The organism is Streptomyces sp. NPDC001292, assembly GCF_042896465.1.
Lineage (GTDB): Bacteria > Actinomycetota > Actinomycetes > Streptomycetales > Streptomycetaceae > Streptomyces.
In genome coordinates, this window is record NZ_JBIAXG010000003.1 from 272,443 (window position 1) to 298,372 (window position 25,930).

At 70.5% G+C, this 25,930-nt stretch carries 22 protein-coding genes; 18 read left to right on the forward strand and 4 right to left on the reverse strand.

What is annotated here, in order from left to right; genetic code table 11:
- Positions 1 to 10: 10 nt before the first annotated feature.
- Together thrS and ACFY4A_RS06180 are read left to right on the forward strand one after the other, a co-directional pair.
- Positions 11 to 1,987: a threonine--tRNA ligase gene (thrS, locus tag ACFY4A_RS06175; RefSeq protein ID WP_390828195.1), complete on the forward strand. Its 1,977-nt coding sequence runs from the start codon at positions 11 to 13 to the stop codon at positions 1,985 to 1,987.
- Between the two features lie 90 nt (positions 1,988 to 2,077).
- Positions 2,078 to 2,623, forward strand: coding sequence for an HIT family protein (locus ACFY4A_RS06180; protein ID WP_390828196.1), 546 nt, complete (start codon positions 2,078 to 2,080; stop codon positions 2,621 to 2,623).
- Positions 2,624 to 2,644: 21 nt separating this feature from the next.
- Here the strand turns inward: ACFY4A_RS06180 and ACFY4A_RS06185 are convergent, their stop codons facing one another.
- Positions 2,645 to 4,312 carry a hypothetical protein gene (locus tag ACFY4A_RS06185; protein ID WP_390828197.1) on the reverse strand — a complete coding sequence of 556 codons (1,668 nt, stop codon included), beginning with the start codon at positions 4,310 to 4,312 and terminating at the stop codon, positions 2,645 to 2,647.
- A gap of 169 nt (positions 4,313 to 4,481) precedes the next feature.
- Positions 4,482 to 6,680 carry an elongation factor G-like protein EF-G2 gene (locus ACFY4A_RS06190; RefSeq protein WP_390828198.1) on the reverse strand — a complete coding sequence of 733 codons (2,199 nt, stop codon included), beginning with the start codon at positions 6,678 to 6,680 and terminating at the stop codon, positions 4,482 to 4,484.
- A 227-nt stretch (positions 6,681 to 6,907) separates the two neighbouring features.
- Between ACFY4A_RS06190 and pgsA the strand changes: the two genes are divergently transcribed.
- The 15 genes from pgsA to ACFY4A_RS06265 all read left to right on the forward strand — a co-directional run bounded on the left by pgsA (position 6,908) and on the right by ACFY4A_RS06265 (position 22,711).
- On the forward strand, positions 6,908 to 7,636 hold the full coding sequence (gene pgsA / locus ACFY4A_RS06195; RefSeq protein ID WP_390828199.1) for a phosphatidylinositol phosphate synthase: 729 nt from the start codon (positions 6,908 to 6,910) through the stop codon (positions 7,634 to 7,636).
- Positions 7,633 to 8,562, forward strand: coding sequence for a phosphatidylinositol mannoside acyltransferase (locus tag ACFY4A_RS06200; protein WP_390828200.1), 930 nt, complete (start codon positions 7,633 to 7,635; stop codon positions 8,560 to 8,562). Before pgsA ends, ACFY4A_RS06200 begins: the two co-directional genes overlap by 4 nt.
- Entirely contained in the window at positions 8,559 to 9,722 is a 1,164-nt protein-coding gene (locus ACFY4A_RS06205) for a glycosyltransferase family 4 protein (RefSeq protein WP_390828201.1), read from the forward strand. The genes ACFY4A_RS06200 and ACFY4A_RS06205 overlap by 4 nt, the downstream gene beginning before the upstream one ends.
- 74 nt (positions 9,723 to 9,796) lie before the next feature.
- Positions 9,797 to 10,339 carry a hypothetical protein gene (locus ACFY4A_RS06210; protein ID WP_390828202.1) on the forward strand — a complete coding sequence of 181 codons (543 nt, stop codon included), beginning with the start codon at positions 9,797 to 9,799 and terminating at the stop codon, positions 10,337 to 10,339.
- Between the two features lie 163 nt (positions 10,340 to 10,502).
- Entirely contained in the window at positions 10,503 to 11,417 is a 915-nt protein-coding gene (gene pdxS, locus ACFY4A_RS06215; RefSeq protein ID WP_390828203.1) for a pyridoxal 5'-phosphate synthase lyase subunit PdxS, read from the forward strand.
- Between the two features lie 40 nt (positions 11,418 to 11,457).
- Positions 11,458 to 12,066: a pyridoxal 5'-phosphate synthase glutaminase subunit PdxT gene (pdxT, locus tag ACFY4A_RS06220; RefSeq protein ID WP_390828204.1), complete on the forward strand. Its 609-nt coding sequence runs from the start codon at positions 11,458 to 11,460 to the stop codon at positions 12,064 to 12,066.
- Positions 12,067 to 12,113: 47 nt separating this feature from the next.
- Positions 12,114 to 12,866, forward strand: coding sequence for a YebC/PmpR family DNA-binding transcriptional regulator (locus tag ACFY4A_RS06225; RefSeq protein ID WP_390828205.1), 753 nt, complete (start codon positions 12,114 to 12,116; stop codon positions 12,864 to 12,866).
- Between the two features lie 145 nt (positions 12,867 to 13,011).
- Positions 13,012 to 13,560, forward strand: a complete 549-nt coding sequence (gene ruvC, locus ACFY4A_RS06230) for a crossover junction endodeoxyribonuclease RuvC (RefSeq protein WP_390828206.1) — start codon at positions 13,012 to 13,014, stop codon at positions 13,558 to 13,560.
- On the forward strand, positions 13,557 to 14,162 hold the full coding sequence (gene ruvA, locus ACFY4A_RS06235) for a Holliday junction branch migration protein RuvA (protein WP_390828207.1): 606 nt from the start codon (positions 13,557 to 13,559) through the stop codon (positions 14,160 to 14,162). The genes ruvC and ruvA overlap by 4 nt, the downstream gene beginning before the upstream one ends.
- Before the next feature lie 15 nt (positions 14,163 to 14,177).
- Positions 14,178 to 15,272: a Holliday junction branch migration DNA helicase RuvB gene (gene ruvB / locus ACFY4A_RS06240; RefSeq protein WP_390828208.1), complete on the forward strand. Its 1,095-nt coding sequence runs from the start codon at positions 14,178 to 14,180 to the stop codon at positions 15,270 to 15,272.
- A gap of 166 nt (positions 15,273 to 15,438) precedes the next feature.
- On the forward strand, positions 15,439 to 15,930 hold the full coding sequence (gene yajC / locus ACFY4A_RS06245; protein WP_390828209.1) for a preprotein translocase subunit YajC: 492 nt from the start codon (positions 15,439 to 15,441) through the stop codon (positions 15,928 to 15,930).
- A gap of 132 nt (positions 15,931 to 16,062) precedes the next feature.
- Positions 16,063 to 17,826 (forward strand): protein translocase subunit SecD, encoded by a 1,764-nt coding sequence (secD, locus tag ACFY4A_RS06250; RefSeq protein WP_390828210.1) that lies wholly within the window; start codon positions 16,063 to 16,065, stop codon positions 17,824 to 17,826.
- 1 nt (position 17,827) lies between these two features.
- Positions 17,828 to 18,946 carry a protein translocase subunit SecF gene (gene secF / locus ACFY4A_RS06255; RefSeq protein WP_390828211.1) on the forward strand — a complete coding sequence of 373 codons (1,119 nt, stop codon included), beginning with the start codon at positions 17,828 to 17,830 and terminating at the stop codon, positions 18,944 to 18,946.
- Positions 18,943 to 19,482, forward strand: a complete 540-nt coding sequence (locus ACFY4A_RS06260; RefSeq protein ID WP_390828212.1) for an adenine phosphoribosyltransferase — start codon at positions 18,943 to 18,945, stop codon at positions 19,480 to 19,482. Before secF ends, ACFY4A_RS06260 begins: the two co-directional genes overlap by 4 nt.
- A 691-nt stretch (positions 19,483 to 20,173) precedes the next feature.
- Entirely contained in the window at positions 20,174 to 22,711 is a 2,538-nt protein-coding gene (locus tag ACFY4A_RS06265) for a RelA/SpoT family protein (protein WP_390828213.1), read from the forward strand.
- Between the two features lie 125 nt (positions 22,712 to 22,836).
- Here the strand turns inward: ACFY4A_RS06265 and ACFY4A_RS06270 are convergent, their stop codons facing one another.
- Together ACFY4A_RS06270 and ACFY4A_RS06275 are read right to left on the reverse strand one after the other, a co-directional pair.
- Positions 22,837 to 24,066 (reverse strand): DUF349 domain-containing protein, encoded by a 1,230-nt coding sequence (locus tag ACFY4A_RS06270; protein ID WP_390828214.1) that lies wholly within the window; start codon positions 24,064 to 24,066, stop codon positions 22,837 to 22,839.
- A 146-nt stretch (positions 24,067 to 24,212) separates the two neighbouring features.
- Positions 24,213 to 25,046 (reverse strand): peptidylprolyl isomerase, encoded by an 834-nt coding sequence (locus tag ACFY4A_RS06275; RefSeq protein ID WP_390828215.1) that lies wholly within the window; start codon positions 25,044 to 25,046, stop codon positions 24,213 to 24,215.
- A gap of 167 nt (positions 25,047 to 25,213) precedes the next feature.
- Between ACFY4A_RS06275 and ACFY4A_RS06280 the strand changes: the two genes are divergently transcribed.
- Complete coding sequence (locus ACFY4A_RS06280) at positions 25,214 to 25,927, forward strand: MBL fold metallo-hydrolase (RefSeq protein ID WP_390828217.1); 714 nt, start codon at positions 25,214 to 25,216, stop codon at positions 25,925 to 25,927.
- Positions 25,928 to 25,930 lie beyond the last annotated feature (3 nt).

The window sequence follows — 25,930 nt, forward strand, 5'->3', positions numbered from 1 at the left end:
GGAGAGACCGGTGTCAGACGTCCGTGTGATCATCCAACGCGATTCCGAGCGGGAAGAGCGCACGGTGACGACGGGCACCACGGCCGCCGACATCTTCGCCGGCGAGCGCTCGATCGTCGCCGCGCGCGTCGGTGGCGAACTCAAGGACCTCGCCCACGAGGTCAAGGACGGCGAGACCGTCGAGGGTGTCGAGATCTCCTCCGAGGACGGCCTCAACATCCTGCGCCACTCCACCGCGCACGTCATGGCCCAGGCAGTGCAGGAGATCTTCCCCGAGGCCAGGCTGGGCATCGGCCCGCCCGTCCGGGACGGCTTCTACTACGACTTCGACGTCGAGAAGCCGTTCACGCCCGAAGATCTCAAGGCCATCGAGAAGAAGATGCAGGAGATCCAGAAGCGGGGGCAGAAGTTCTCCCGCCGTGTCGTCAGCGACGAGGCCGCCCGCGAGGAGCTGGCCGACGAGCCGTACAAGCTGGAGCTGATCGGCCTCAAGGGTTCCGCGTCGCACGACGACGGCGCGGACGTCGAGGTCGGCGCCGGCGAGCTGACGATCTACGACAACCTGGACGCCAAGACCGGCGAGCTGTGCTGGAAGGACCTCTGCCGCGGTCCCCACCTGCCCTCCACCCGGCTGATCCCGGCGTTCAAGCTGATGCGGAACGCCTCGGCGTACTGGCGCGGCAACGAGAAGAACAAGCAGCTCCAGCGCATCTACGGCACCGCCTGGCCGTCCAAGGACGAGCTGAAGACGTACCTCGACTTCCTCGCCGAGGCCGAGAAGCGCGACCACCGCAAGCTGGGCAACGAGCTGGACCTGTTCTCCATCCCCGAGCAGATCGGCTCCGGCCTCGCCGTCTTCCACCCCAAGGGCGGCATCATCCGCCGCGTGATGGAGGACTACTCGCGCCGCCGCCACGAGGAGGAGGGCTATGAGTTCGTCTACACCCCGCACGCGACCAAGGGGAAGCTCTTCGAGACCTCGGGCCACCTGGACTGGTACGCCGAGGGCATGTACCCGCCCATGCAGCTCGACGAGGGCGTGGACTACTACCTCAAGCCCATGAACTGCCCGATGCACAACCTGATCTTCGACGCGCGCGGGCGGTCGTACCGGGAACTGCCCCTGAGGCTCTTCGAGTTCGGCACGGTCTACCGCTACGAGAAGTCGGGTGTCGTGCACGGCCTGACCCGTGCCCGCGGCTTCACCCAGGACGACGCGCACATCTACTGCACCCGTGAGCAGATGGCCGACGAGCTCGACAAGACGCTCACCTTCGTGCTGAACCTGCTGCGCGACTACGGCCTGACCGACTTCTACCTGGAGCTTTCCACCAAAGATCCGGAAAAGTTCGTCGGCAGCGACGAGGCCTGGGAGGAGGCCACCGAGACCCTGCGCCAGGTCGCCGAGAAGCAGGGCCTGCCGCTGGTCCCGGACCCGGGTGGCGCGGCCTTCTACGGCCCGAAGATCTCCGTCCAGGCCCGCGACGCCATCGGCCGCACCTGGCAGATGTCGACGGTCCAGCTCGACTTCAACCTGCCCGAGCGCTTCGACCTGGAGTACACGGCCGCGGACGGCTCCAAGCAGCGCCCGGTCATGATCCACCGCGCGCTCTTCGGAAGCATCGAGCGGTTCTTCGCGGTGCTCCTCGAGCACTACGCGGGTGCCTTCCCGGCCTGGCTGGCGCCCGTGCAGGCGGTCGGTATCCCGGTGGGCGACGCCCACGTCGAGTACCTGCAGAAGTTCGCCGCGGACGCGAAGAAGAAGGGCCTGCGCGTCGAGGTGGACTCCTCCTCGGACCGCATGCAGAAGAAGATCAGGACGCATCAGAAGCTCAAGGTCCCGTTCATGATCATCGTCGGTGACGACGACATGAACGCGGGCACGGTGTCGTTCCGCTACCGCGACGGTTCGCAGGAGAACGGCATTCCGCGCGAGGAGGCGCTGGCGAAGCTCCTCGACGTGGTGGAGCGCCGCGTACAAGTGTGATGCGGCTGCCACCGACCTGGGCCTTCAGGCCCCCGGGGCATCCCCGGGGGCCTCTGCCTGCCCACAAGTCGTACGCCATATGCTGCACGCATGACGAGTGAGCCGGAGCAGCAGATCGGAGTGGGGACGCAGGACGCGTTCCAGCGCCTGTGGACGCCCCACCGGATGGCCTACATCCAGGGCGAGAACAAGCCGACTGGCCCCGGTGCCGGCGACGGCTGCCCCTTCTGCTCGATCCCGGCCAAGTCCGACGAGGACGGGCTGATCGTCCGGCGCGGCGAGTTGGTGTACGCGGTGCTGAATCTGTACCCCTACAACGGCGGCCACCTGATGACGGTGCCCTACCGGCACGTCGCCGACTACACCGACCTGACCGAGGCGGAGACCGCGGAGCTGGCGGAGCTGACCAAGCAGGCGATGCGGGCGCTGCGCGCCGCCTCCGGCGCCCATGGCTTCAACATCGGCATGAACCAGGGCACGGTCGCCGGCGCCGGTATCGCCGCCCATCTGCACCAGCACATCGTGCCCCGCTGGGGCGGCGACACCAACTTCATGCCGGTGGTCGGCCACACGAAGGTCCTGCCGCAGCTTCTCGCCGACACCCGCAAGATGCTCGCGGAGTCCTGGTCGGCGTAGGACGCTCGGCGGGCGTACGCCTCACGCGTCGTACGAGTCGGCCTTCTTCGGCGACACGTCCTGGACGGCGCCGCTGAGGACCGCGGAGCGGGAGCCGAACTTCTCGACGTCCACGCCGTTCTCCTTGAGGACCTTGAGTGCCGCGGCGTGCACCACCCGCAGGACCGGGGTGGCGGCGCGCAGCGCGTCGTCGGCCATGAAACGGTGCCGCCAGGGCTGGTCGGCCCAGGCGTGCCGCAGGCCGAACGGCTCGGGCAGGGTGAGGCTGCCGCCGAGCCAGTTCAGCAGGGGCGGGTACCAGGACAGGGGGGCACGGGCGGCGAGCCGTACCACTTCGTCGGCGTCGATCAGGGGCAGTTTCACCTTGCGCGTCTCCCAGAAGCGGAGCGCCTTCTGGACCTCCTTCTCCTTGGCCGCCGGTTTCTCGTTGAACAAGGGATGGACCGGTCCCAGGGCGTGGCCGGTGACCTCGATGCGCAGGGTGTCGTGCAGCACCGTCACGGTGACCAGCATGGTGATCACCAGGTGGCCGTCCCAGAGGGTCCACTGCACACCCAGGTAGTGGCGGTCGCCGCTGCCGAACTGCTGCTTGTTGCAGATGTCCTGTATGGCGTGCGTCTTGACCGTGTACGTCTCGACGTCGGTGCCGCTCGGCCGGGAGACCTCCTTGGCGTTCTCCCCGATCGGTGTGACGACCCAGTGGGTGACGGTCGGCTTGGGGAAGCCGCCCGTGTTGATGGAGGTGCGTTCGAGCATGGCCAGGCCGCCCTGGATCGCGGTGATGACGTCCCAGCTGCGGAAGGGGTGGAACTCCTTGCCCGGTTCGGCGGAGACCAGTTCCTCGGCCAACTGCCAGCTGCCCCAGCGCGTGCCCATGCCGAGTATGCCCTTGGGGCCGGCGTAGAAGACCGAGTTGGAGCGCTGTTCGGCGCTGAGCCGGGCGAGTTCCTTGCGTACTTGTTCGGCCGCGTCGCCGGGGTTGCCGGGTACGGCTTCGGGGATCTTGGCGCCCACGCCGCCGCCGGTCAGCAGGCCTTCCCAGCGCTCCCGCAGTTCGCGGGCCGAGCGTTCGCAGATCTGCTTGGCCCAGAACCAGCCGACCACGGGCAGGACGACCGCCGCGCGTGCGTACCACGCCCAGAAGTCGGTGAAGGGCATCTTGATCAGGAAGAGCACGGTGAGCGCGGCCACGGCGACCAGCAGGGTGTTGGCGAGGGCGCCGGCCCGTTTGTCCTCACGCTTGCCGACGGTGGCGCGCAGGGTGAACACCAGCAGCCACACGAGGAGGCCGGGCAGGAAGAGCAGCCCGCACAGCACGGTCACCGCCGTCAGCCAGTTGTCGCGGTCGCGGCGGATGCGGTGGGCCGCCAGGCAGTGCTCCACGACGACCTGGGGTTCGACGCCGAAGGACTGGATGAGCGGTTTGCGCCCGGCGCCCAGCATGCGGTCGATCACCGCGCGGGAGAAGGCCTCGCCGAACCTGGGGCGGAGGATCTTCGCCCAGGGGCGCGGCAGGCTGACCTTCGACTGGTGCCATTCGTTGTCCGCGGCCAGGATCTTGGTCACTTCGTCGTCCCGGTACGCGGCCGCGGCGAGCGCGTTGGTCGCCGCCGTCTGCCCCGCCGAGCCGGACAGGGGCACCTGAGCCCCGGGACTGAAATCGAATCCGTCCGTCACTTCCGCCCCCATTGCCGCCGCTCCTGCACCTGCGGCCTTCCCGACTTCCCTGCCCCGCACACCTGTTGATCAGGTCATCAGGGTATCGGCAGCCGAGCGCGCGGACAGGCGGACGGCCGGAGCCGCCCACCTGTCCGCAACGATGTGTTCCAGTGCCCCAGTTGTGCGCCGGGCGCGCCGACTATGAAGCTTCGCGCTCCTGTTGGCGCACCCGTTCGGCCACCTGGGGCGGCATCGGCTCGTGCCGCACGTACCGGCGGTCGAAGCGGGCCGTGCCGTGCGACAGGGAGCGCAGGTCGATCGCGTAGCGGCCGATCTCGATCTCGGGCACCTCGGCGCGTATCAGGGTGCGGCCGCTGCCCACCTGCTCGGTGCCCAGGACCCGGCCGCGCCGCCCGGACAGGTCGCTCATCACGGGGCCCACGTAGTCGTCGCCGACCAGCACGGTCACCTCGGCCACCGGCTCCAGCAGGTGGATCCTCGCGTCGGCCGCGGCCTCCCGCAGTGCGAGCGCGCCCGCCGTCTGGAACGCCGCGTCGGAGGAGTCCACCGAATGCGCCTTGCCGTCGAGCAGGGTGACCCGTACGTCGATCAGCGGGTAGCCGGCGGCGACGCCCCTGGCGGCCTGGGCGCGCACGCCCTTCTCCACCGAGGGGATGAACTGCCGTGGTACGGCTCCGCCGACGACCTTGTCCACGAACTCGATGCCCGAGCCGCCCGGCAGCGGTTCCACCCCGATCTCGCAGATGGCGTACTGGCCGTGCCCGCCGGACTGCTTGACGTGCCGTCCGCGCCCCGCGGACCGGTCCGCGAACGTCTCCCGCAGCGAGACCCGGTGCGGTACGACGTCGACCTGGACGCCGTAGCGGCTGCGCAGCCGCTCCAGGGCGACGTCGGCGTGGGCCTCTCCCAGGCACCACAGCACCACCTGGTGGGTGTCCTGGTTCTGTTCCAGGCGCATGGTCGGGTCCTCCGCGACCAGCCGGGCCAGGCCCTGGGAGAGCTTGTCCTCGTCCGGTTTGCTGTGTGCCCGGATGGCCAGCGGCAGCAGCGGGTCGGGCATCTGCCACGGCTCCATCAGCAGCGGGTCGTCCTTGGCGGAGAGCGTGTCGCCGGTCTCCGCGCGGCCCAGTTTCGCCACGCACGCGAGGTCGCCGGCGATGACGTGCGTCACCGGGCGCTGCTGCTTGCCGAAGGGGGTGGACAGGGCACCGACCCGCTCGTCGACGTCGTGGTCCTCGTGACCGCGGTCGGCCAGGCCGTGCCCGGAGACGTGCACCGTCTCGTCGGGGCGCAGGGTGCCGGAGAATACGCGGACCAGGGAGACCCGGCCGACGTACGGGTCGGAGGAGGTCTTCACGACCTCGGCGACCAGCGGCCCGCTCGGGTCGCACGGCCGCAGTTCGCGCGGGCTGCCGTCGATGGTGGTGACCGTGGGCGCCTCGTGTTCCAGCGGGGTGGGGAAGCCGCGGGTGATCAGCTCCAGGAGTTCCACCGTGCCGATGCCCTGTTTGGCGCCCTCGGCGGCGGGTGCGGCGGCCAGGACGGGGAAGAACGCCCCGCGTGCGACGGCACGTTCCAGGTCCTCGATGAGCGTCTTGACGTCGACCTGCTCGCCGCCGAGGTAGCGGTCCATGAGGGTCTCGTCCTCGCTCTCGGCGATGATGCCCTCGATCAGCCGGTTGCGGGCCTCCTCCAGCCGGGGCAGCTGGTCCTCGCCCGGCTCGGACTCCTTGCGCTCGCCGGAGGAGTAGTCGAACAGCTTCTGCGTGAGCAGTCCGACCAGACCGGTCACGGGCGCGTGCCCGTCGGGTCCCTGCGGGCCGCGCAACGGCAGGTAGAGCGGCAGTACGGCGTCGGGGTCGTCCGCGCCGAACGCCTCCGCGCACACCCGTGTCATCTCCTCGAAGTCCGCGCGGGCGGCCTCCAGATGTGTGATCACGATGGCGCGGGGCATGCCGACGGCCGCGCACTCCTCCCAGACCATGCGGGTCGAGCCGTCCACGCCGTCGGAGGCCGAGACGACGAACAGGGCCGCGTCCGCGGCGCGCAGACCGGCCCTGAGCTCTCCGACGAAGTCGGCGTAGCCGGGGGTATCCAGCATGTTGATCTTGATGCCGTCCCATTCGACGGGCACCAGGGAGAGCTGCACCGAGCGCTGCTGCCGGTGCTCGATCTCGTCGTAGTCCGAGATGCTGCCGCCGTCCTCCACGCGGCCCGCACGGTTCACCGCTCCCGCGGTCAGCGCGAGGGCCTCCACCAGAGTCGTCTTGCCCGATCCGGAGTGGCCGACCAGCACCACATTGCGTACGGATGCGGGATGGTCGGCCGCCACTGCCCTGCCGGCGGCTCCGGGGTGGGTCTGCGTCTTGTCGCCCATGATCCTGCCTCCCGTTGACGGTGAGGTCACTGTGGGCGCGGACACGCGGCACCGCGTGCACTGGCGGCTCCTGCGACGCCCGCGGTTCTTCGAGCTTTCCACTCCCGTCACGCTGCGTCCATACGAAGGACCGGATCCCGCCGTCCACCAGCGCTTGCGCACGGGTGGCCGCCGGTGCTCGCGGAGGTCGGGCGCCCGGCCGCCGCGCACGGGCGTGCGTGGCTACGATGGGCCAGCCGGTGGCCAGCAGGGGCCGCCCGGCGACACCGACCCTCGGGAAGGCCATGCTGAACAAGTACGCGCGTGCATTCTTCACGCGTGTCCTCACACCGTTCGCCGCGTTTCTCATCCGCCGGGGCGTGAGCCCGGACACGGTCACGCTCATCGGGACCGCCGGAGTGGTCGCGGGCGCGCTGGTCTTCTACCCGCGGGGCGAGTTCTTCTGGGGCACGGTCGTGATCACGCTGTTCGTGTTCTCCGACCTCGTCGACGGCAACATGGCCCGCCAGCTCGGCCGCTCCAGCCGCTGGGGCGCCTTCCTGGACTCCACCCTCGACCGGGTCGCCGACGGCGCGATCTTCGGCGGGTTCGCCCTGTGGTACGCGGGACACGGCGACGACAACGTGCTGTGCGCGGTGTCGATCTTCTGCCTGGCCAGCGGACAGGTGGTGTCGTACACCAAGGCCCGCGGCGAGTCGATCGGTCTGCCGGTCGCTGTCAACGGGCTCGTCGAGCGCGCCGAGCGGCTGGTGATCTCGCTGGTCGCGGCCGGGTTCGCGGGCCTGCACAAGTTCGGGGTGCCGGGCATCCAGTACCTGCTGCCGATCGCCCTGTGGATCGTCGCCGCGGGCAGCCTGGTCACGCTGATCCAGCGGGTCGTCACGGTGCGCCGGGAGTCGGCCGAGGCGGAGGCCGCCGAGGCCCGGCGGGAGCAGGGGAGCGAGGCGGCGAAATGACCGTCCAGGAGCAGCTCACCGACGGGCTGTACGGCCTCGGCTGGGGCACCGTGAAGAAGCTCCCCGAACCGGTCGCCGTGCGGCTCGGACGCACGGTCGCCGACCTCGCCTGGCGGCAGCGCGGCAAGGGCGTGCGGCGGCTGGAGGGCAACTACGCGCGCGTGGTGCCCGACGCGACCCCCGAGCGCCTCGCCGAGCTCTCGCGTGCGGGGATGCGCTCGTACCTGCGCTACTGGATGGAGTCCTTCCGGCTGCCCGCCTGGAGCGCCGAGCGGATCAGGGCGGGCTTCGACCCCAAGGACCTGCACTACCTGACCGACGGCCTCGCGGCCGGCAAGGGCGTCGTCCTCGCCCTGCCCCACCTGGCCAACTGGGACCTGGCCGGCGCCTGGGTCACCACCGAGCTGAAGACGCCGTTCACGACCGTCGCCGAGCGGCTGAAGCCGGAGACGCTCTACGACCGGTTCGTCGCCTACCGCGAGGGCCTCGGCATGGAGGTCCTGCCGCACAGCGGCGGCTCCGCGTTCGGCACGCTGGCCCGGCGGCTGCGCGACGGCGGTCTGGTCTGCCTGGTCGCCGACCGTGACCTGTCCGCCTCCGGCGTGGAGGTCACGTTCTTCGGCGAGACGGCCCGGATGCCCGCCGGGCCCGCCCTCCTCGCCCAGCAGACGGGCGCCCTGCTGCTGCCCGTCACCCTGTGGTACGACGACTCGCCCGTCATGCGGGGCCGTGTCCATCCCCCGGTCGACGTACCCGGGACAGGTACGCGGGCCGAGAAGACGTCTGTCATGACACAGGCGCTGGCCGACGCCTTCGCCACGGGGATCGCCGACCATCCGGAGGACTGGCACATGCTTCAGCGCTTGTGGCTCGCGGACCTGGATCCCGGGCGGGATCCCGAGGATCCCGGGAAGGCGTCGGCGTGAGGATCGGCATCGTCTGCCCCTACTCGTGGGACGTGCCCGGTGGTGTCCAGTTCCACATCCGGGACCTGGCGGAGTACTTCAACGGCCTCGGCCACGAGGTGTCCGTCCTCGCCCCCGCCGACGACGACACCCCGCTGCCGCCCTACGTCGTCTCGGCCGGCCGGGCGGTCCCGGTGCCCTACAACGGCTCGGTGGCCCGGCTCAACTTCGGTTTCCTGTCGGCGGCCCGGGTACGGCGCTGGCTGCACGAGGGCCGGTTCGACGTGATTCACATCCACGAGCCGACCTCGCCGTCGCTGGGCCTGCTGACCTGCTGGGCGGCCCAGGGCCCGATCGTCGCCACCTTCCACACCTCCAACCCCCGTTCGCGGGCGATGATCGCCGCGTACGCCATCCTCCAGGCGGCCCTGGAGAAGATCAGCGCGCGGATCGCGGTGAGCGAGTACGCCCGCCGCACCCTCGTCGAGCACCTGGGCGGCGACGCGGTGGTGATCCCCAACGGCGTCGACGTCGACTTCTTCGCCCGGGCCGAGCCCAGACCCGAGTGGCAGGGGGACACGATCGGCTTCATCGGCCGCATCGACGAGCCCCGCAAGGGCCTGCCCGTGCTGATGCGGGCGCTGCCCGGGATCCTCGCCGCCCGCCCGGGGGCCCGTCTGCTGGTCGCGGGCCGCGGGGACGAGGAACAGGCGGTGGAGGACCTGCCGAGGGAACTGCGCTCGCGCGTGGAGTTCCTCGGCATGATCAGCGACGAGGACAAGGCGCGCCTCCTGCGCAGCGTCGACCTGTACGTGGCCCCGAACACCGGCGGTGAGAGCTTCGGCATCATCCTGGTCGAGGCCATGTCGGCCGGAGCCCCGGTCCTCGCCTCCGACCTGGACGCCTTCGCCCAGGTCCTGGACCAGGGCAAGGCCGGTGAACTCTTCGCCAACGAGGACGCCGACGCCCTCGCCGAAGCCGCCGTGCGCCTGCTGTCCGACCCGTCGCGCCGAGCCGAACTGCGCGAACGCGGCAGCACCCATGTGCGCCGCTTCGACTGGTCGACCGTCGGCGCCGACATCCTCTCCGTCTACGAGACGGTCACCGCCGGCGCGGCGGCCGTCGCCGCCGACGAACGCACCACGGGGCTGCGGGCCCGCCTGGGCCTGGCCCGCGACTGACCCCCACCACGGCACTCACCCGGGACACAGGGCCCCGGCCGCCCGGGCGGAGCGTCCCGGTAGCCTTGCCGCCCGTGACCGTAACGCTCATCTGGATTGTCGTCGCGCTCGTGGCCGTCGGCCTGTACCTGAGCTGGACGGCGGGGCGGCTGGACCGGCTGCACGCCCGCATCGACGCCGCGCGGGCCGCGCTGGACGCGCAGTTGCTGCGACGGGCCTCGGTGGCGCAGGAACTGGCCACCTCCGGCGTGCTGGACCCGGCCGCCTCCATCGTGCTGTACGAGGCCGCGCACGCCGCCCGGCAGGCCGAGGAGGAGCAACGGGAGGTCGCGGAGAGCGAGTTGAGCCAGGCCCTGCGGGCCGTGTTCGCCGAGGCCCCGCAGGTCGAGGTGGTACGCGAGGCGCCCGGGGGAGAGGAGGCGGCGCGCGAGCTGACCGAGGCCGTGCGCAGGGTGCCGATGGCCCGCCGCTTCCACAACGACGCCGTGGGAGCCGCCCGCCGGCTGCGCGAGCACCGCAAGGTGCGGTGGTTCCGGCTGGCCGGACACGCCCCGTTCCCCATGGCCTTCGAGATGGACGACGAGCCGCCGACGGCCCTGGCCGAGCGGGCCGCCTAGCTAGCCCTCTAGAGCCCGCCCAGCCGGAATCAGTCGGTGCCCTTTCGGGCAGTGCCGGGGCGAAAAGGATCCACCGGGTTCCCATTGGCCCTTGCCGTGGACTGGTCCAATCCCGTTTGCTCGGTGCCGCACCACACCCCCTTCTCACCATGTGAGGTCACCCGTGTCCACCACGATTTCCGACTCCGCCCAGACCCCCGAGACCGGTACCGCCCGTGTGAAGCGCGGCATGGCCGAGCAGCTCAAGGGCGGCGTGATCATGGACGTCGTCACGCCGGAGCAGGCGAAGATCGCCGAGGACGCGGGCGCCGTCGCGGTCATGGCTCTGGAGCGTGTCCCCGCCGACATCCGCAAGGACGGCGGCGTGGCCCGCATGTCCGACCCGGACATGATCGAGGGCATCATCGGCGCGGTCTCCATCCCGGTCATGGCCAAATCCCGCATCGGCCACTTCGTCGAGGCCCAGGTCCTTCAGTCGCTCGGCGTCGACTACATCGACGAGTCCGAGGTCCTCACCCCGGCCGACGAGGTCAACCACTCCGACAAGTGGGCCTTCACCACCCCCTTCGTCTGCGGCGCCACCAACCTCGGCGAGGCCCTGCGCCGGATCGCCGAGGGCGCCGCGATGATCCGCTCCAAGGGCGAGGCCGGCACCGGCAACGTCGTCGAGGCCGTCCGCCACCTGCGCCAGATCAAGAACGAGATCGCCAGGCTGCGCGGCTTCGACAACCACGAGCTGTACGCCGCGGCCAAGGAGCTGCGCGCCCCGTACGAGCTGGTCAAGGAGGTCGCCGAGCTCGGCAAGCTCCCGGTCGTGCTGTTCTCCGCCGGCGGTGTGGCCACTCCCGCCGACGCCGCCCTGATGCGCCAGCTCGGCGCCGAGGGCGTCTTCGTCGGCTCCGGCATCTTCAAGTCCGGCGACCCGGCCAAGCGCGCCGCCGCCATCGTGAAGGCCACCACCTTCTACGACGACCCGAAGATCATCGCGGACGCGTCCCGCAACCTCGGCGAGGCCATGGTCGGCATCAACTGCGACACCCTCCCCGAGGCCGAGCGCTACGCCAACCGCGGCTGGTGAGCCGGCTTCCGGGACCACACGCAGAGAGAACCCCACGTACATGACCGACGCACCCGTCATAGGCGTCCTGGCCCTCCAGGGCGACGTACGGGAGCACCTCATCGCTCTGGCCGCGGCGGACGCCGTGGCCAGGCCGGTGCGGCGCCCCGAAGAGCTCGCCGGGGTCGACGGCCTCGTCCTCCCCGGCGGCGAGTCCACCACCATCTCCAAGCTGGCCGTCCTCTTCGGAGTGATGGACCCTCTCCGCGCGCGCGTGCGGGACGGCATGCCCGTCTACGGCACCTGCGCCGGCATGATCATGCTCGCCGACAAGATCCTCGACCCGCGCTCGGGCCAGGAGACCGTCGGTGGAATCGACATGATCGTGCGCCGTAACGCCTTCGGACGGCAGAACGAGTCCTTCGAGGCCGCCGTCGACGTCAAGGGCGTCCTGGGCGATCCGGTGGAGGGCGTCTTCATCCGCGCCCCCTGGGTCGAGTCCGTCGGCGCCGGGGCCGAGGTGCTCGCCGAGCACGACGGCCACATCGTCGCGGTCCGCCAGGGCAACGCGCTGGCCACGTCGTTCCACCCGGAGCTGACCGGCGACCACCGTGTGCACGCTCTGTTCGTCGACATGGTGCGCGCGAACCGGACACCCGAGTCCTTGTAGGATTCCTGCGTTCGTACGCAGACGGGTTACGCGAAGGAGACAGGCAGATGTCCGGCCACTCTAAATGGGCCACGACGAAGCACAAGAAGGCCGTCATCGATGCCAAGCGCGGCAAGCTCTTCGCGAAGCTGATCAAGAACATCGAGGTCGCGGCTCGCATGGGCGGCGTCGACCTGGACGGCAACCCGACGCTCTACGACGCCGTGCAGAAGGCCAAGAAGCAGTCGGTGCCGAACAAGAACATCGACTCGGCCATCAAGCGCGGCGGCGGTCTCGAGGCCGGCGGCGCCGACTACGAGACGATCATGTACGAGGGTTACGGGCCGAACGGCGTCGCGGTGCTCATCGAGTGCCTCACCGACAACCGCAACCGCGCCGCCTCCGACGTCCGCGTGGCCATGACCCGCAACGGCGGCTCCATGGCCGACCCGGGCTCGGTGTCGTACCTCTTCAACCGCAAGGGCGTCGTGATCGTCCCCAAGGGCGAGCTGGCCGAGGACGACGTCCTGACCGCCGTCCTGGACGCCGGTGCCGAGGAGGTCAACGACCTCGGCGAGTCCTTCGAGGTGCTCAGCGAGGCCACCGACCTGGTGGCGGTCCGCACCGCCCTCCAGGAGGCCGGCATCGACTACGACTCCGCCGAGGCCAACTTCGTACCCACCATGCAGGTGGAGCTGGACGAGGACGGTGCCAGGAAGATCTTCAAGCTGATCGACGCGCTCGAGGACAGCGACGACGTGCAGAACGTCTTCGCCAACTTCGACGTCAGCGACGAGATCATGGAGAAGGTCGGCGCGTAACGCCGCCGCGGATCGCGCGGGCTTGGACGGGCCGGTGGGACATCCCCGCCGGCCCGCCGTCGTTGTCGGTGGCAGCGGATAGCCTGGCGACAGGCAAAGATCACCACCACGGACCGCGACCATGTCACGAGGGGAGGGGACACGCGTGCGCGTACTGGGAGTCGACCCCGGGCTCACCCGCTGCGGCGTCGGTGTCGTCGAGGGAGTCGCGGGCCGGCCGCTGACCATGCTCGGCGTCGGAGTCGTCCGCACCCCGGTGGACGCCGACCTGAGCCACCGTCTGGTCGCCGTCGAGCAGGGGATAGAGCGGTGGCTGGACGAGCACCTGCCCGAATGCGTGGCGGTCGAGCGTGTGTTCAGCCAGCACAACGTGCGCACGGTCATGGGCACCGCCCAGGCCAGTGCCGTGGCGATGCTCTGCGCGGCCCGCCGCGGCATCCCGGTCGCCCTGCACACCCCCAGTGAGGTCAAGGCCGCCGTCACCGGCAGCGGCCGCGCCGACAAGACGCAGGTCGCAGCCATGGTCACCCGGCTGCTGCGGCTCGCCGCGCCCCCCAAGCCGGCCGACGCCGCCGACGCCCTGGCCCTGGCCGTCTGTCACATCTGGCGAGCCCCCGCCCAGAACCGGCTCCAGCAGGCCGTCGCCGCGCACGCGGCCGGACAACCCTCGACAAGGAAAGGCCGTACGGCATGATCGCCTTCGTCAGCGGCACGGTCGCAGCCCTCGCCCCCGACGCCGCGGTGATCGAGGTCGGCGGCGTCGGCATGGCCGTGCAGTGCACCCCGAACACGCTCTCCACGCTCCGCCTCGGCCAGCAGGCCAGGCTCGCCACCTCACTCGTCGTAAGGGAGGACTCGCTGACCCTGTACGGCTTCGCGGACGACGACGAGCGCCAGGCCTTCGAGCTGCTGCAGACCGCCAGCGGGGTGGGGCCGCGGCTCGCCCAGGCGATGCTGGCCGTGCACACGCCCGACGCCCTGCGCCGGGCCGTCACCACCGGCGACGAGAAGGCCCTCACCGCCGTCCCGGGCATCGGCAAGAAGGGCGCCCAGAAGCTCCTGCTGGAGCTCACGGACCGGCTCGGCGAGCCCGTCGGCGCACCCGCCGTCGGCGCACCGGTCACCCAGGGCTGGCGCGACCAGCTGCACGCGGCGCTGATCGGCCTCGGGTACGCCACCCGCGAGGCCGACGAGGCGGTGACCGCCGTGGCACCCCAGGCCGAGGCCGCCGGGGGCACGCCCCAGGTGGGCCAGTTGCTCAAGGCGGCCCTGCAGACCCTGAACCGAGCCCGCTGAGCCAGGAGTACGCGAGTGAACTGGGACGACACGACCGACACGCCCGCCGCCGAGGGGCTCGCCGGCCCCGCAGCGGAGCGGCTGGTGGGCTCCGCCGCCGACGGTGAGGACCAGGCGGTCGAGGCCGCCCTGCGCCCCAAGGACCTGGACGAGTTCATCGGCCAGGAGAAGGTCCGCGAACAGCTCGACCTCGTGCTGCGCGCCGCCCGGGCGCGCGGCGCCACCGCCGACCACGTGCTGCTGTCCGGTGCCCCCGGCCTGGGCAAGACCACCCTGTCCATGATCATCGCGGCCGAGATGGGCGCCCCCATCCGCATCACCTCGGGGCCCGCCATCCAGCACGCCGGCGACCTCGCGGCCATCCTGTCCTCCCTCCAGGAGGGCGAGGTGCTCTTCCTCGACGAGATCCACCGCATGTCGAGGCCCGCCGAGGAGATGCTCTACATGGCGATGGAGGACTTCCGGGTCGACGTGATCGTCGGCAAGGGCCCCGGCGCCACCGCCATCCCGCTCGAACTGCCCCCGTTCACCCTCGTCGGCGCCACGACACGCGCGGGCCTGCTGCCGCCCCCGCTGCGCGATCGCTTCGGCTTCACCGCGCACATGGAGTTCTACGGGCCCGCGGAGCTGGAGCGCGTCGTCCACCGCTCGGCGAACCTCCTCGACGTACGGATCGAGGCCGACGGAGCCGCCGAGATCGCCGGCCGTTCCCGGGGCACCCCGCGCATCGCCAACCGCCTGCTGCGCCGCGTCCGTGACTACGCGCAGGTCAAGGCCGACGGGACCATCACGCGCGAGATCGCCGCCGCGGCCCTGGCCGTCTACGAGGTCGACGCCCGCGGCCTCGACCGGCTCGACCGGGCGGTCCTCGAGGCCCTGCTGAAGCTGTTCGGCGGCGGCCCGGTCGGCCTGTCGACACTCGCGGTCGCCGTGGGGGAGGAGCGCGAGACCGTCGAGGAGGTCGCCGAGCCGTTCCTCGTCCGCGAGGGCCTGCTCGCCCGCACTCCGCGCGGGCGTGTCGCCACGCCCGCCGCCTGGGCGCACCTCGGCCTCACCCCGCCCGGCTCGACGGCTGCGGGAAACGGACAACAGGGCCTGTTCGGGGCGTGACGGCTGGGGTATTGGCTCGGGGAGGAACCCAGGTGTCATGCTGAGCGTTGTTCCTTGCATGCGGACTCGCCTAGACTCCGCCGATGCCGCCTTTGTAGGCAGTACACATACCCCCAACCAATCAGGCCGCTCCCCCATCGCGGTCGTGTGAAGGAAGTTCCGACCCGTGAGTCTCGTGACCCTCCTCCCGTTCATCGTGCTCATCGGGGCCATGTTCCTGATGACCCGGTCGGCCAAGAAGAAGCAGCAGCAGGCCGCGGAAATGCGCGACCAGATGCAGCCCGGTAGTGGTATCCGCACGATCGGGGGCATGTACGCCACGGTCAAGGAGGTCAACGACGACACGGTCCTCCTCGACGCGGGCCCGGGTGTCGATCTGCTGTTCGCCAAGAACGCGATCGCGACCGTCCTGACCGATGACGAGTACAACCGCATCGTCCACGGCATCGAGCACGATCTGAAGTCCGACGCCGACCTCGTCCCCGACGACGCCTCCTCCCTCACCGGTAACGACGAGCCCGCCGACGCCGCCGGCGCCTCCGACGACAAGCCCGTCGACCTCGGCAAGAAGGACGCGGCCGAGGAGCCGGCCGACGCCGCCGAGGCGAAGGCGGAGGACGAGCCGAAGAAGACCGACGGCGACTCCGAGGCGAAGTAGTCACCACCCAGGGCGCGCGGCACCACCTGCGCGCCCTGGGACGCGTTCACTTCGCGCGGGATTCCGAGACCACGTCATGGCCGTCGCCGAGCTCACCCGGCGAGGGACGGCCCGAGAGGGAGTAACTAAAAGGTGGCTGTATCCAAAAAGGGACGCAGTGCGAGCGCCCAGAGCAAGCCGGGGCGCTCGCTGGCCCTCATTCTGATCGCCATCGTGGCGCTCACCGGAGGCATGTTCGTCACCGGCAACACCGCTCCGCGCCTGGGTATCGACCTGGCCGGCGGTACGAGCATCACGCTGCGGGCGGTCCCGGAGCGCGGTCAGGAATCCGCGATCAACAAGGCCAACATGGACACGGCCGTCAACATCATGGAACGGCGTGTCAACGGTCTCGGCGTCTCGGAGGCCGAGGTCCAGACCCAGGGCAACGACAACATCATTGTCAACATCCCCAAGGGCACCAACTCCAAGCAGGCCCGCGAGCAGGTCGGCACCACCGCGAAGCTGTACTTCCGTCCGGTCCTCGCCACCGACATCACCGGCGCCGCCCCGGCCGAGCCGTCGCCCAGCACCTCCCACAAGGCGACCGACAAGTCCACCGGCGAGGCGACCCCCTCCGGCTCCCCGACCCCCTCGGCCTCCGAGACCAAGCAGGGCCGCCCGGTCACCGAGGCCCTGAAGGCGGACGCCACCCCGTCCGCGAGCGGCTCCCCGGCCAGCCCGAACGCCTCGAAGAGCCCGTCGGCCCCCGCCTCCCCGGCCCCGAGCGGCGGCACCGGTGACGCGAACAGCAAGCTCCAGGCCGAGTACGCCGCCCTGGACTGCAGCAAGCAGGACGTGCGCGCGACCGCCGGCAAGGGCGTGCTGCCCACCGAGTCGACCGTCGCCTGCGGCCGGAACTCTCAGGGCCAGTGGCAGAAGTACCTGCTCGGGCCCGCCGAGGTGGACGGCACCGACGTCAAGAAGGCGGCCGCCGTCTTCAACACGCAGACCGCCTCCGGCTGGACCGTGACCATGGAGTTCACCTCCAAGGGCGCCACGAAGTTCGCCGACATCACCGGCAAGCTGGCCCAGAACCCCTCGCCGCAGAACCAGTTCGCCATCGTCCTGGACGGCGACGTCGTCTCCGACCCGTACGTCAGCCAGGCGCTGACCGGCGGCAGCGCGGAGATCTCCGGGCGTTTCACCCAGGAGGAGGCGCAGAGCCTCGCCAACATGCTGTCCTACGGCGCGCTGCCGCTGACCTTCAAGGAGGACAGCGTCACCACCGTCACCGCCGCGCTCGGCGGTGAGCAGCTGCACGCCGGTCTGATCGCGGGCGCCATCGGTCTCGGCCTGGTCGTGATCTACCTGGTGGTCTACTACCGCGGACTGGCGATGGTCGCCATCGCCTCGCTGATGGTCTCCGCCATGCTCACGTACACGCTGATGTCGCTGCTCGGCCCGACCATCGGCTTCGCGCTGAACCTGCCGGCCGTGTGCGGTGCGATCGTCGCGATCGGTATCACCGCGGACTCCTTCATCGTGTTCTTCGAACGCATAAGGGACGAGATCCGCGAGGGCCGTTCGATGCGCCCCGCCGTGGAGCGCGGCTGGCCGCGGGCCCGGCGTACCGTCCTCGTCTCGGACTTCGTGTCGTTCCTGGCGGCCGCGGTGCTGTTCATCGTGACCGTCGGCAAGGTGCAGGGCTTCGCGTTCACGCTCGGCCTGACCACGCTGCTCGACGTGGTCGTCATCTTCCTGTTCACCAAGCCGCTGATGACGATCTTCGCCCGCCGCAAGTTCTTCGCCAGTGGCCACAGCTGGTCCGGTCTGGACCCCAAGCGCCTGGGTGCCAAGCCTCCGCTGCGCCGCACCCGCCGTCCCTCCGCCCCCATCGAGACGAAGGAGGCGTGAGGTGTCCAAGCTCGGCAACCTCGGCGCCCGACTGCACCATGGCGAGGTCGGCTACGACTTCATCAAGAACCGCAAGATCTGGTACGGCATCTCGATCCTGATCACCATCACGGCCATCCTGGGCCTGGCGGTGCGCGGCCTGAACATGGGCATCGAGTTCCAGGGCGGGGCGGTCTTCACCACGCCCAAGCACATGAGCGCGTCGGTGGCCCAGGCCGAGGACTTCGCGCACGGCGCCTCCGGCCAGGAGTCGATCGTCCAGAAGCTCGGTGACGGCAGCCTGCGCATCCAGATCGCGGGCATCGAGACCGGCAAGTCCGACCAGATCAAGGAAGCCCTGGCCAAGGACCTGAAGGTCAACCCGGAGCACATCAACGCCGACCTGGTCGGTCCGAGCTGGGGCGAGCAGATCGCCAACAAGGCCTGGCAGGGCCTGGCGATCTTCATGATCCTGGTCGTGATCTACCTGGCGATCGCCTTCGAGTGGCGCATGGCGCTGGCCGCGCTCGTCGCGCTGATCCACGACCTGACGATCACCACCGGCGTCTACGCCCTCGTCGGCTTCGAGGTCACGCCCGGTACGGTGATCGGTCTGCTGACGATCCTCGGTTACTCGCTCTACGACACGGTCGTCGTCTTCGACAGCCTGAAGGAGCAGTCGAAGGACGTCACCCGGCAGACCCGCTGGACGTACAGCGAGATCGCGAACCGCTCGATCAACGGCACGCTGATCCGGTCCATCAACACCACCGTGGTGGCGCTGCTGCCGGTGGCGGGCCTGCTGTTCATCGGCGGTGGTGTGCTCGGCGCGGGCATGCTGAACGACATCTCGCTGTCGCTGTTCGTCGGCCTCGCGGCCGGTGCGTACTCCTCGATCTTCATCGCCACGCCGCTCGTCGCCGACCTCAAGGAGCTCGAGCCGCAGATGAAGGCCCTCAAGAAGCGCGTCCTCGCCAAGCGGGCGCAGGCGGCGGCGAAGGGTGAGCCCCTGGAGGCGGAGTCGGCCGGTGTCACCGCCGGTGACGATGCGGAGGACGCCGCACACGCCGTGGTGGGCCCGCGGGACCAGTCCGCCTCCCGCGGCCGGGGCCGCGGCCGACCCTCGGGGAAGCGTCGATGACCGACGTCCAGGAGCTGCTGCTCAGCCGTATCCGTGATGTGGCCGACTATCCGGAGCCAGGGGTGATGTTCAAGGACATCACCCCGCTCCTGGCCGACCCGGCGGCGTTCGCCGTCCTCACCGACGCGCTGGCGGAGGTGGGCACCCGGGAGGGGGCGACGAAGGTCGTCGGCCTGGAGGCCCGCGGCTTCATCCTCGGCGCCCCGGTGGCGCTCCGCGCGGGCCTCGGGTTCATCCCCGTGCGGAAGGCGGGCAAGCTTCCCGGAGCGACGTTGAGCCAGGCGTACGACCTGGAGTACGGGTCGGCGGAGATCGAGGTCCACGCGGAGGATCTGAGCGCCGGGGACCGTGTTCTGGTCGTCGACGACGTGCTGGCCACGGGGGGTACCGCGGAGGCGTCCATTCAGCTCATCCGCCGGGCGGGGGCCGAGGTCGCCGGTGTGGCGGTGCTGATGGAACTCGGCTTCCTCGGTGGCCGGACCCGTCTGGAGCCCGCGCTGTCGGGGGCCCCGCTGGAGGCCCTCCTCCGCCTCTGACCAAGGGGGGCCTGGGACTGCTTGCCCCAGGCCCCCTGTCCCGGGACTGCGCCCCGACTCCGCCCGCCCGCCCACCTGTCTCGGTGGGTGGCAAGGGCGGCCCCGCCCCTGGGCTCCGCCCCGGATCCCTGGTGGGGGCTGCGGCCCCTGCGCCCCTGCTTTCCCGCCCGCCCACCTGTCTCGGTGGGTGTGAGGGGGCCGGTCTCTGGGGCTCCGCCCCGGATCCTTGGTGGGGGCTGCGGCCCCTGCGCCCCTCCTTTCCCGCCCGCCCACCTGTCTCGGTGGGTGTGAGGGGGCCGGTCTCTGGGGTTCCGTCCCAGACCCCGGCGGGGGCTGCGCCCCCTGCACCCCCGGTTTCTCGCTCTCCCGCCTGTCCTGGCCCTCCGCGCCGCAGGCGCTGGCGTGGGGCTTTACCCCCTGCACTCGGGTTTCCCAGTCGCTCGCCTGTTTTGGTGGGATGGGATGGAAGGGGCCGTCCTGGGGCTTCGCCCCAGAGCCTGGCGGGGGCTTCGCACCTACGGGTGGCGTGAGGCAGCACGAAAGCCGGGTACCGGAATCACGTGCCCGGCTTGTGTGTTTGTGCCGTAAACGGCCCTTCGATCGGGCTGGAGGCGATCCTGGAGCTCTGGATCGCTACCATGGGGTCTCCGGAGCCTGACCGGGGGACCCGGATCGCGCACGAGGAGTCCTCTTGCCAGACGAGGCCCAGCCACTGACCGCCGCCAAGCCCGAGTCCGCCTCGGCGTCCGCGGCGAAGCCCGCGCCGCACGCGAAGAGCGACACCCGTGGGACGGCCGAGCACGCCCAGTCCGCCCCCGTCGGCAGGTCGACCGAGGCCGCGCGCCCCAAGCCGGCCCAGCCCGAGCGTCCCGCGCCGCCCCCCGTCGTGCGCCCCTCCGCCGGCCAGCCCGGCCGCTCCGGCTCCTCCAATCGCGTCCGCGCCCGCCTCGCCCGACTCGGCGTGCAGCGCGCCAACCCGTACAACCCGGTGCTGGAGCCGCTGCTGCGGATAGTGCGCAGCAACGATCCGAAGATCGAGAACTCGACCCTGCGCCAGATCGAGCGCGCCTACCAGGTCGCCGAGCGCTGGCACCGCGGCCAGAAGCGCAAGAGCGGCGACCCGTACATCACGCACCCGCTCGCCGTGACCACCATCCTCGCCGAGCTCGGCATGGACCCGGCCACGCTGATGGCGGGGCTGCTGCACGACACCGTCGAGGACACCGAATACGGCCTGGACCAGTTGCGCCGCGACTTCGGCGACACCGTCGCCCTGCTCGTCGACGGCGTCACCAAGCTGGACAAGGTCAAGTTCGGCGAGGCCGCGCAGGCCGAGACCGTGCGCAAGATGGTCGTCGCCATGGCCAAGGACCCCCGCGTCCTGGTCATCAAGCTCGCCGACCGCCTGCACAACATGCGCACCATGCGCTACCTCAAGCGCGAGAAGCAGGAGAAGAAAGCCCGCGAGACGCTTGAGATCTACGCCCCGCTCGCCCACCGGCTGGGCATGAACACCATCAAGTGGGAGCTGGAGGACCTCGCCTTCGCGATCCTCTACCCCAAGATGTACGACGAGATCGTCCGCCTCGTCGCCGAGCGCGCCCCCAAGCGCGACGAGTACCTCGCGATCGTCACCGACGAGGTCCAGGCCGACCTGCGCGCCGCGCGCATCAAGGCGACCGTCACCGGCCGGCCCAAGCACTACTACAGCGTCTACCAGAAGATGATCGTCCGCGGCCGTGACTTCGCGGAGATCTACGACCTGGTGGGCATCCGTGTCCTGGTCGACACGGTCCGCGACTGCTACGCCGCCCTCGGCACCGTGCACGCGCGATGGAACCCGGTCCCCGGCCGGTTCAAGGACTACATCGCGATGCCCAAGTTCAACATGTACCAGTCGCTCCACACGACGGTCATCGGCCCCAACGGCAAACCGGTCGAGCTGCAGATCCGCACCTTCGACATGCACCGCCGCGCCGAGTACGGCATCGCCGCGCACTGGAAGTACAAGCAGGAGGCCGTCGCTGGCGCCTCCAAGGTCCGCACCGACTCACCGAAGCCCGCAGGCAAGGCCGGCAAGGACGCGGCCGCCATCAACGACATGGCGTGGCTGCGGCAGTTGCTGGACTGGCAGAAGGAGACCGAGGACCCCGGTGAGTTCCTGGAGTCGCTGCGCTTCGACCTGTCGCGCAACGAGGTCTTCGTCTTCACGCCCAAGGGCGACGTCATAGCTCTCCCGGCCGGCGCCACCCCGGTGGACTTCGCGTACGCCGTCCACACCGAGGTCGGCCATCGCACCATAGGGGCACGCGTCAACGGCCGGCTCGTCCCGCTGGAGTCGACCCTGGACAACGGCGACCTGGTGGAGGTCTTCACCTCCAAGGCGGCCGGCGCCGGCCCCTCCCGCGACTGGCTCGGCTTCGTCAAGTCCCCGCGCGCCCGCAACAAGATCCGGGCCTGGTTCTCCAAGGAACGCCGGGACGAGGCGATCGAGCAGGGCAAGGACGCCATCGTCCGCGCCATGCGCAAGCAGAACCTGCCGATCCAGCGCATCCTGACCGGCGACTCGCTGGTCACCCTCGCGCACGAGATGCGCTACTCGGACATCTCCGCGCTGTACGCGGCGATCGGCGAGGGGCACGTCTCCGCACAGAACATCGTGCAGAAACTGGTGCAGGCGCTCGGCGGTGAGGAGGCGGCCACCGAGGAGATCGACGAGAGCGTGCCGCCCTCGCGCGGACGCTCCCGCAAACGCCGCTCCAGCGCCGACCCCGGTGTCGTCGTCAAGGGTGTCGACGACGTGTGGGTCAAGCTGGCCCGCTGCTGCACCCCGGTCCCCGGCGACCCGATCATCGGTTTCGTCACGCGGGGTAGTGGCGTATCGGTTCACCGCAGTGACTGCGTCAACGTGGAGTCACTGTCGCGTGAGCCGGAGCGGATCCTCGACGTCGAGTGGGCGCCCACCCAGTCCTCGGTCTTCCTGGTCGCCATCCAGGTCGAGGCCCTGGACCGTTCCCGTCTGCTCTCGGACGTCACGCGCGTCCTGTCCGACCAGCACGTCAACATCCTCTCCGCGGCCGTCCAGACCTCCCGCGACCGCGTAGCCACCTCCCGCTTCACCTTCGAGATGGGCGACCCCAAGCACCTGGGGCACGTCCTGAAGGCCGTACGGGGAGTGGAGGGCGTCTACGACGTCTACCGGGTCACCTCGGCGCGCAGCCGGGCCTAGGCAGCCACTCACGCCAACGACCAGGACACAGAACACAGAACGGCTGAGGGCCCCCGTAGGCGCTACGGGGGCCCTCAGCCGATCGTGGGAGCGTCGCCGGACCCAGGTGGACCAGGCGGCCCGGATCAGCCGCCGAACTCCTGCAGACCCTTCAGGGCCTGGTCCAGGAGCGCCTGGCGGCCCTCCAGCTCCTTGTCGAGCTTGTCGGCCCTGGCGGTGTTGCCCTGGGCCCGGGCCTGCTCGATCTGCCCCCGCAGCTTGTCCACGGCGGCCTGGAGCTGACCGGTCAGACCCTCGGCACGGGCCCGCGCCTCCGGGTTCGTCCGGCGCCACTCGGCCTCCTCGGCCTCCTGGATGGCCCGGTCGACCGTGTGCATCCGGCCCTCCACCCGCGGACGGGCGTCGCGCGGCACATGGCCGATGGCCTCCCAGCGCTCGTTGATCGAGCGGAAGGCGGCCCGGGCGGCCTTCAGGTCCGTGACCGGCAGGAGCTTCTCGGCCTCCTCGGCCAGCTCCTCCTTCAGCTTCAGGTTCTCCGCCTGTTCGGCGTCCCGCTCGGCGAACACCGCGCTGCGGGCCGCGAAGAAGACGTCCTGGGCGCCGCGGAAGCGGTTCCACAGGTCGTCCTCGTGCTCGCGCTGGGCACGGCCGGCGGCCTTCCACTCCGTCATCAGGTCGCGGTAGCGGGCCGAGGTGGGGCCCCAGTCCGTCGAGCCCGACAGCGCCTCGGCCTCGGCGACCAGCCGCTCCTTGGCCTTGCGTGCCTCCTCGCGCTGCGCGTCCAGCTGCGCGAAGTGCGCCTTGCGCCGCTTGGAGAACGCCGACCGGGCGTGCGAGAAGCGGTGCCACAGCTCGTCGTCGGACTTGCGGTCCAGGCGCGGCAGCCCCTTCCAGGTGTCCACCAGCGCGCGCAGCCGCTCCCCGGCCGCCCGCCACTGGTCGGAACGGGCCAGCTCCTCCGCCTCGGTGACCAGCGCCTCCTTGGCGTGCCGGGCCTCGTCCGCCTGCCGGACGCGCTGCGCCTTGCGCTCCTCACGGCGGGCCTCGACCGTCTCGACCAGCTTGTCCAGGCGGGCACGCAGCGCGTCCAGATCGCCGACCGCGTGGTGCGCGTCGACCTGCTCCCGCAGATGGTCGATGGCGGCCTGGGCGTCCTTCGCCGACAGGTCGGTGGTCTGCACTCGCTTCTCGAGGAGGCCGATCTCGACAACCAGGCCCTCGTACTTGCGCTCGAAGTAGGCCAGTGCCTCCTCGGGGGAGCCGGCCTGCCAGGAACCGACGACCTGCTCGCCGTCGGCCGTTCGCACGTACACGGTCCCCGTCTCGTCGACGCGGCCCCACGGGTCGCTGCTCACAGCGCCTCCTCCACATGATGCCTGCGGAGGGCCTCGAAGCTCCCCCGGGCATCGTCCACAGTTTCGTCACCGCCAACATAGGCGACCGGCGGGTGGCCTGTCCGCATCCAGCGCGAGCGAAATTTCCCAGCTGGCCGTCGCTGCCGTCAGGACTTCGTCACCGTCGCCTTGTTGATCACCACGGTCGCGTTCGGGGCGGTGTTGCCCGTCTCGGGATCGGCGGGCTCGGCGCCGGCGTCCGCGATCTTCTTCAGCACCTTCATACCGGATTCGGAGATGGTGCCGAACGGGGTGTAGCTGGGCGGAAGAGGACTGTCCCGGTACACCAGGAAGAACTGGCTGCCACCGGTGTGCGGCTGCGACCTGTTCGCCATCGCCACGGTGCCCGCCGGATAGACGCCGCCCTTCAGGCTTTTGTCCTTGAGGTTCTCGTCGGGGATCGTGTACCCGGGACCGCCCCGGCCCGTGCCCTCCGGGTCGCCGCACTGCAGGACGTAGATGCCCTCCGCGGTGAGCCGGTGGCACTTGGTGTGGTCGAAGAAGCCCTTTCCGGCCAGGAAGCCGAAGGAGTTCACGGTGTGCGGCGCTGCGGAGGCCTTCAGGTCCAGGTCTATCTCGCCGCACGTGGTGTCGAGCTTCATCGTGTACTTCGCCGACTTGTCGATCGCCATCGCCGGTTCCTTGGCCCAGCTCAGCTTCTTCACCGAGCCCGCGGCCGGCTTGGCGCACGGGTCCGGGGCCTTGCTGGTGGCCGAGGCGCTGGGGGTGACCTCCGCGCTCGCGTTGGCCTTGTCGTCCTTGCCGTTCTTCAGCACCCCGGTCGTGTACAGCGCGACACTGCCGATGAGGACCACGCCCAGCACCGACGCGATCACGGAGTTGCGCACGCGTGCCTTGCGCCGCGCGGCGGTGCGCCGCTGCTGCTGCCGCAAGAACTTCTCCCGGGCGAGCTGACGTCGCCGCTGCTCCTGGCTGACCACCGCGTTCTCTCCTCATACGTCTCGTGTGTCCACCGGTACGGGTGCGTCGCTCGAGGCGGGCACCCGCGTGTGACCCGTACCGTATATGGGTTCGCTGAGGATCCGGCAGCGCCGGTAGGCTCTGACAACAGCTGTAGCCGCCCGTATCGACACAACGAAGGACGATCGTGCTCATTGCCGGGTTCCCCGCCGGGGCCTGGGGGACGAACTGCTACCTCGTCGCCCCCGCCGCCGGTGAGGAGTGCGTGATCATCGACCCCGGCCACCAGGCCGCCCGAGGGGTCGAGGAAGCGATCAGGAAGCATCGGCTCAAGCCCGTCGCCGTCGTCCTCACCCACGGCCACATCGACCACGTGGCCTCGGTCGTCCCGGTGTGCGGCGCGCACGACGTACCGGCCTGGATCCACCCGGCCGACCGGTACATGATGAGCGACCCGGAGAAGGCACTCGGCCGTTCCATCGGCATGCCGCTGATGGGCGAGCTGACCGTGGGGGAGCCGGACGACGTCAAGGAGCTGGCCGACGGCGCCGGACTGAAGCTGGCCGGCCTGGAGTTCTCCGTCGCGCACGCGCCCGGCCATACCAAGGGGTCGGTGACCTTCCGGATGCCCGGGGCCGCGGACATCCCGCCGGTCCTCTTTTCCGGGGATCTGCTGTTCGCCGGCTCCATCGGACGCACCGACCTGCCCGGCGGTGACATGGCCGAGATGCTCGACTCGCTGGCCCGCGTGTGCCTGCCGCTCGACGACTCGACCGTGGTGCTGTCCGGCCACGGCCCCCAGACGACCATCGGCCGGGAGCGTGCCACCAACCCCTATCTGCGGCAGGTGGCCGCCGGCCCGGGAGCGGACCTGGACGACGCTCCCCGACGAGGAATGTGACGA

Bases quoted from the DNA above. Each gene is read 5' to 3' on its own strand.
- ACFY4A_RS06200 (WP_390828200.1), top strand. From the start codon at position 7,633: ATGACCGTCCAGGAGCAGCTCACCGACGGGCTGTACGGCCTCGGCTGG.
- ACFY4A_RS06180 (WP_390828196.1), top strand. From the start codon at position 2,078: ATGACGAGTGAGCCGGAGCAGCAGATCGGAGTGGGGACGCAGGACGCG.
- ACFY4A_RS06190 (WP_390828198.1), bottom strand. From the start codon at position 6,680: ATGGGCGACAAGACGCAGACCCACCCCGGAGCCGCCGGCAGGGCAGTG.
- ACFY4A_RS06260 (WP_390828212.1), top strand. From the start codon at position 18,943: ATGACCGACGTCCAGGAGCTGCTGCTCAGCCGTATCCGTGATGTGGCC.
- pgsA (WP_390828199.1), top strand. From the start codon at position 6,908: ATGGGCCAGCCGGTGGCCAGCAGGGGCCGCCCGGCGACACCGACCCTC.
- pdxT (WP_390828204.1), top strand. From the start codon at position 11,458: ATGACCGACGCACCCGTCATAGGCGTCCTGGCCCTCCAGGGCGACGTA.
- ACFY4A_RS06225 (WP_390828205.1), top strand. From the start codon at position 12,114: ATGTCCGGCCACTCTAAATGGGCCACGACGAAGCACAAGAAGGCCGTC.
- ruvA (WP_390828207.1), top strand. From the start codon at position 13,557: ATGATCGCCTTCGTCAGCGGCACGGTCGCAGCCCTCGCCCCCGACGCC.
- ACFY4A_RS06185 (WP_390828197.1), bottom strand. From the start codon at position 4,312: ATGGGGGCGGAAGTGACGGACGGATTCGATTTCAGTCCCGGGGCTCAG.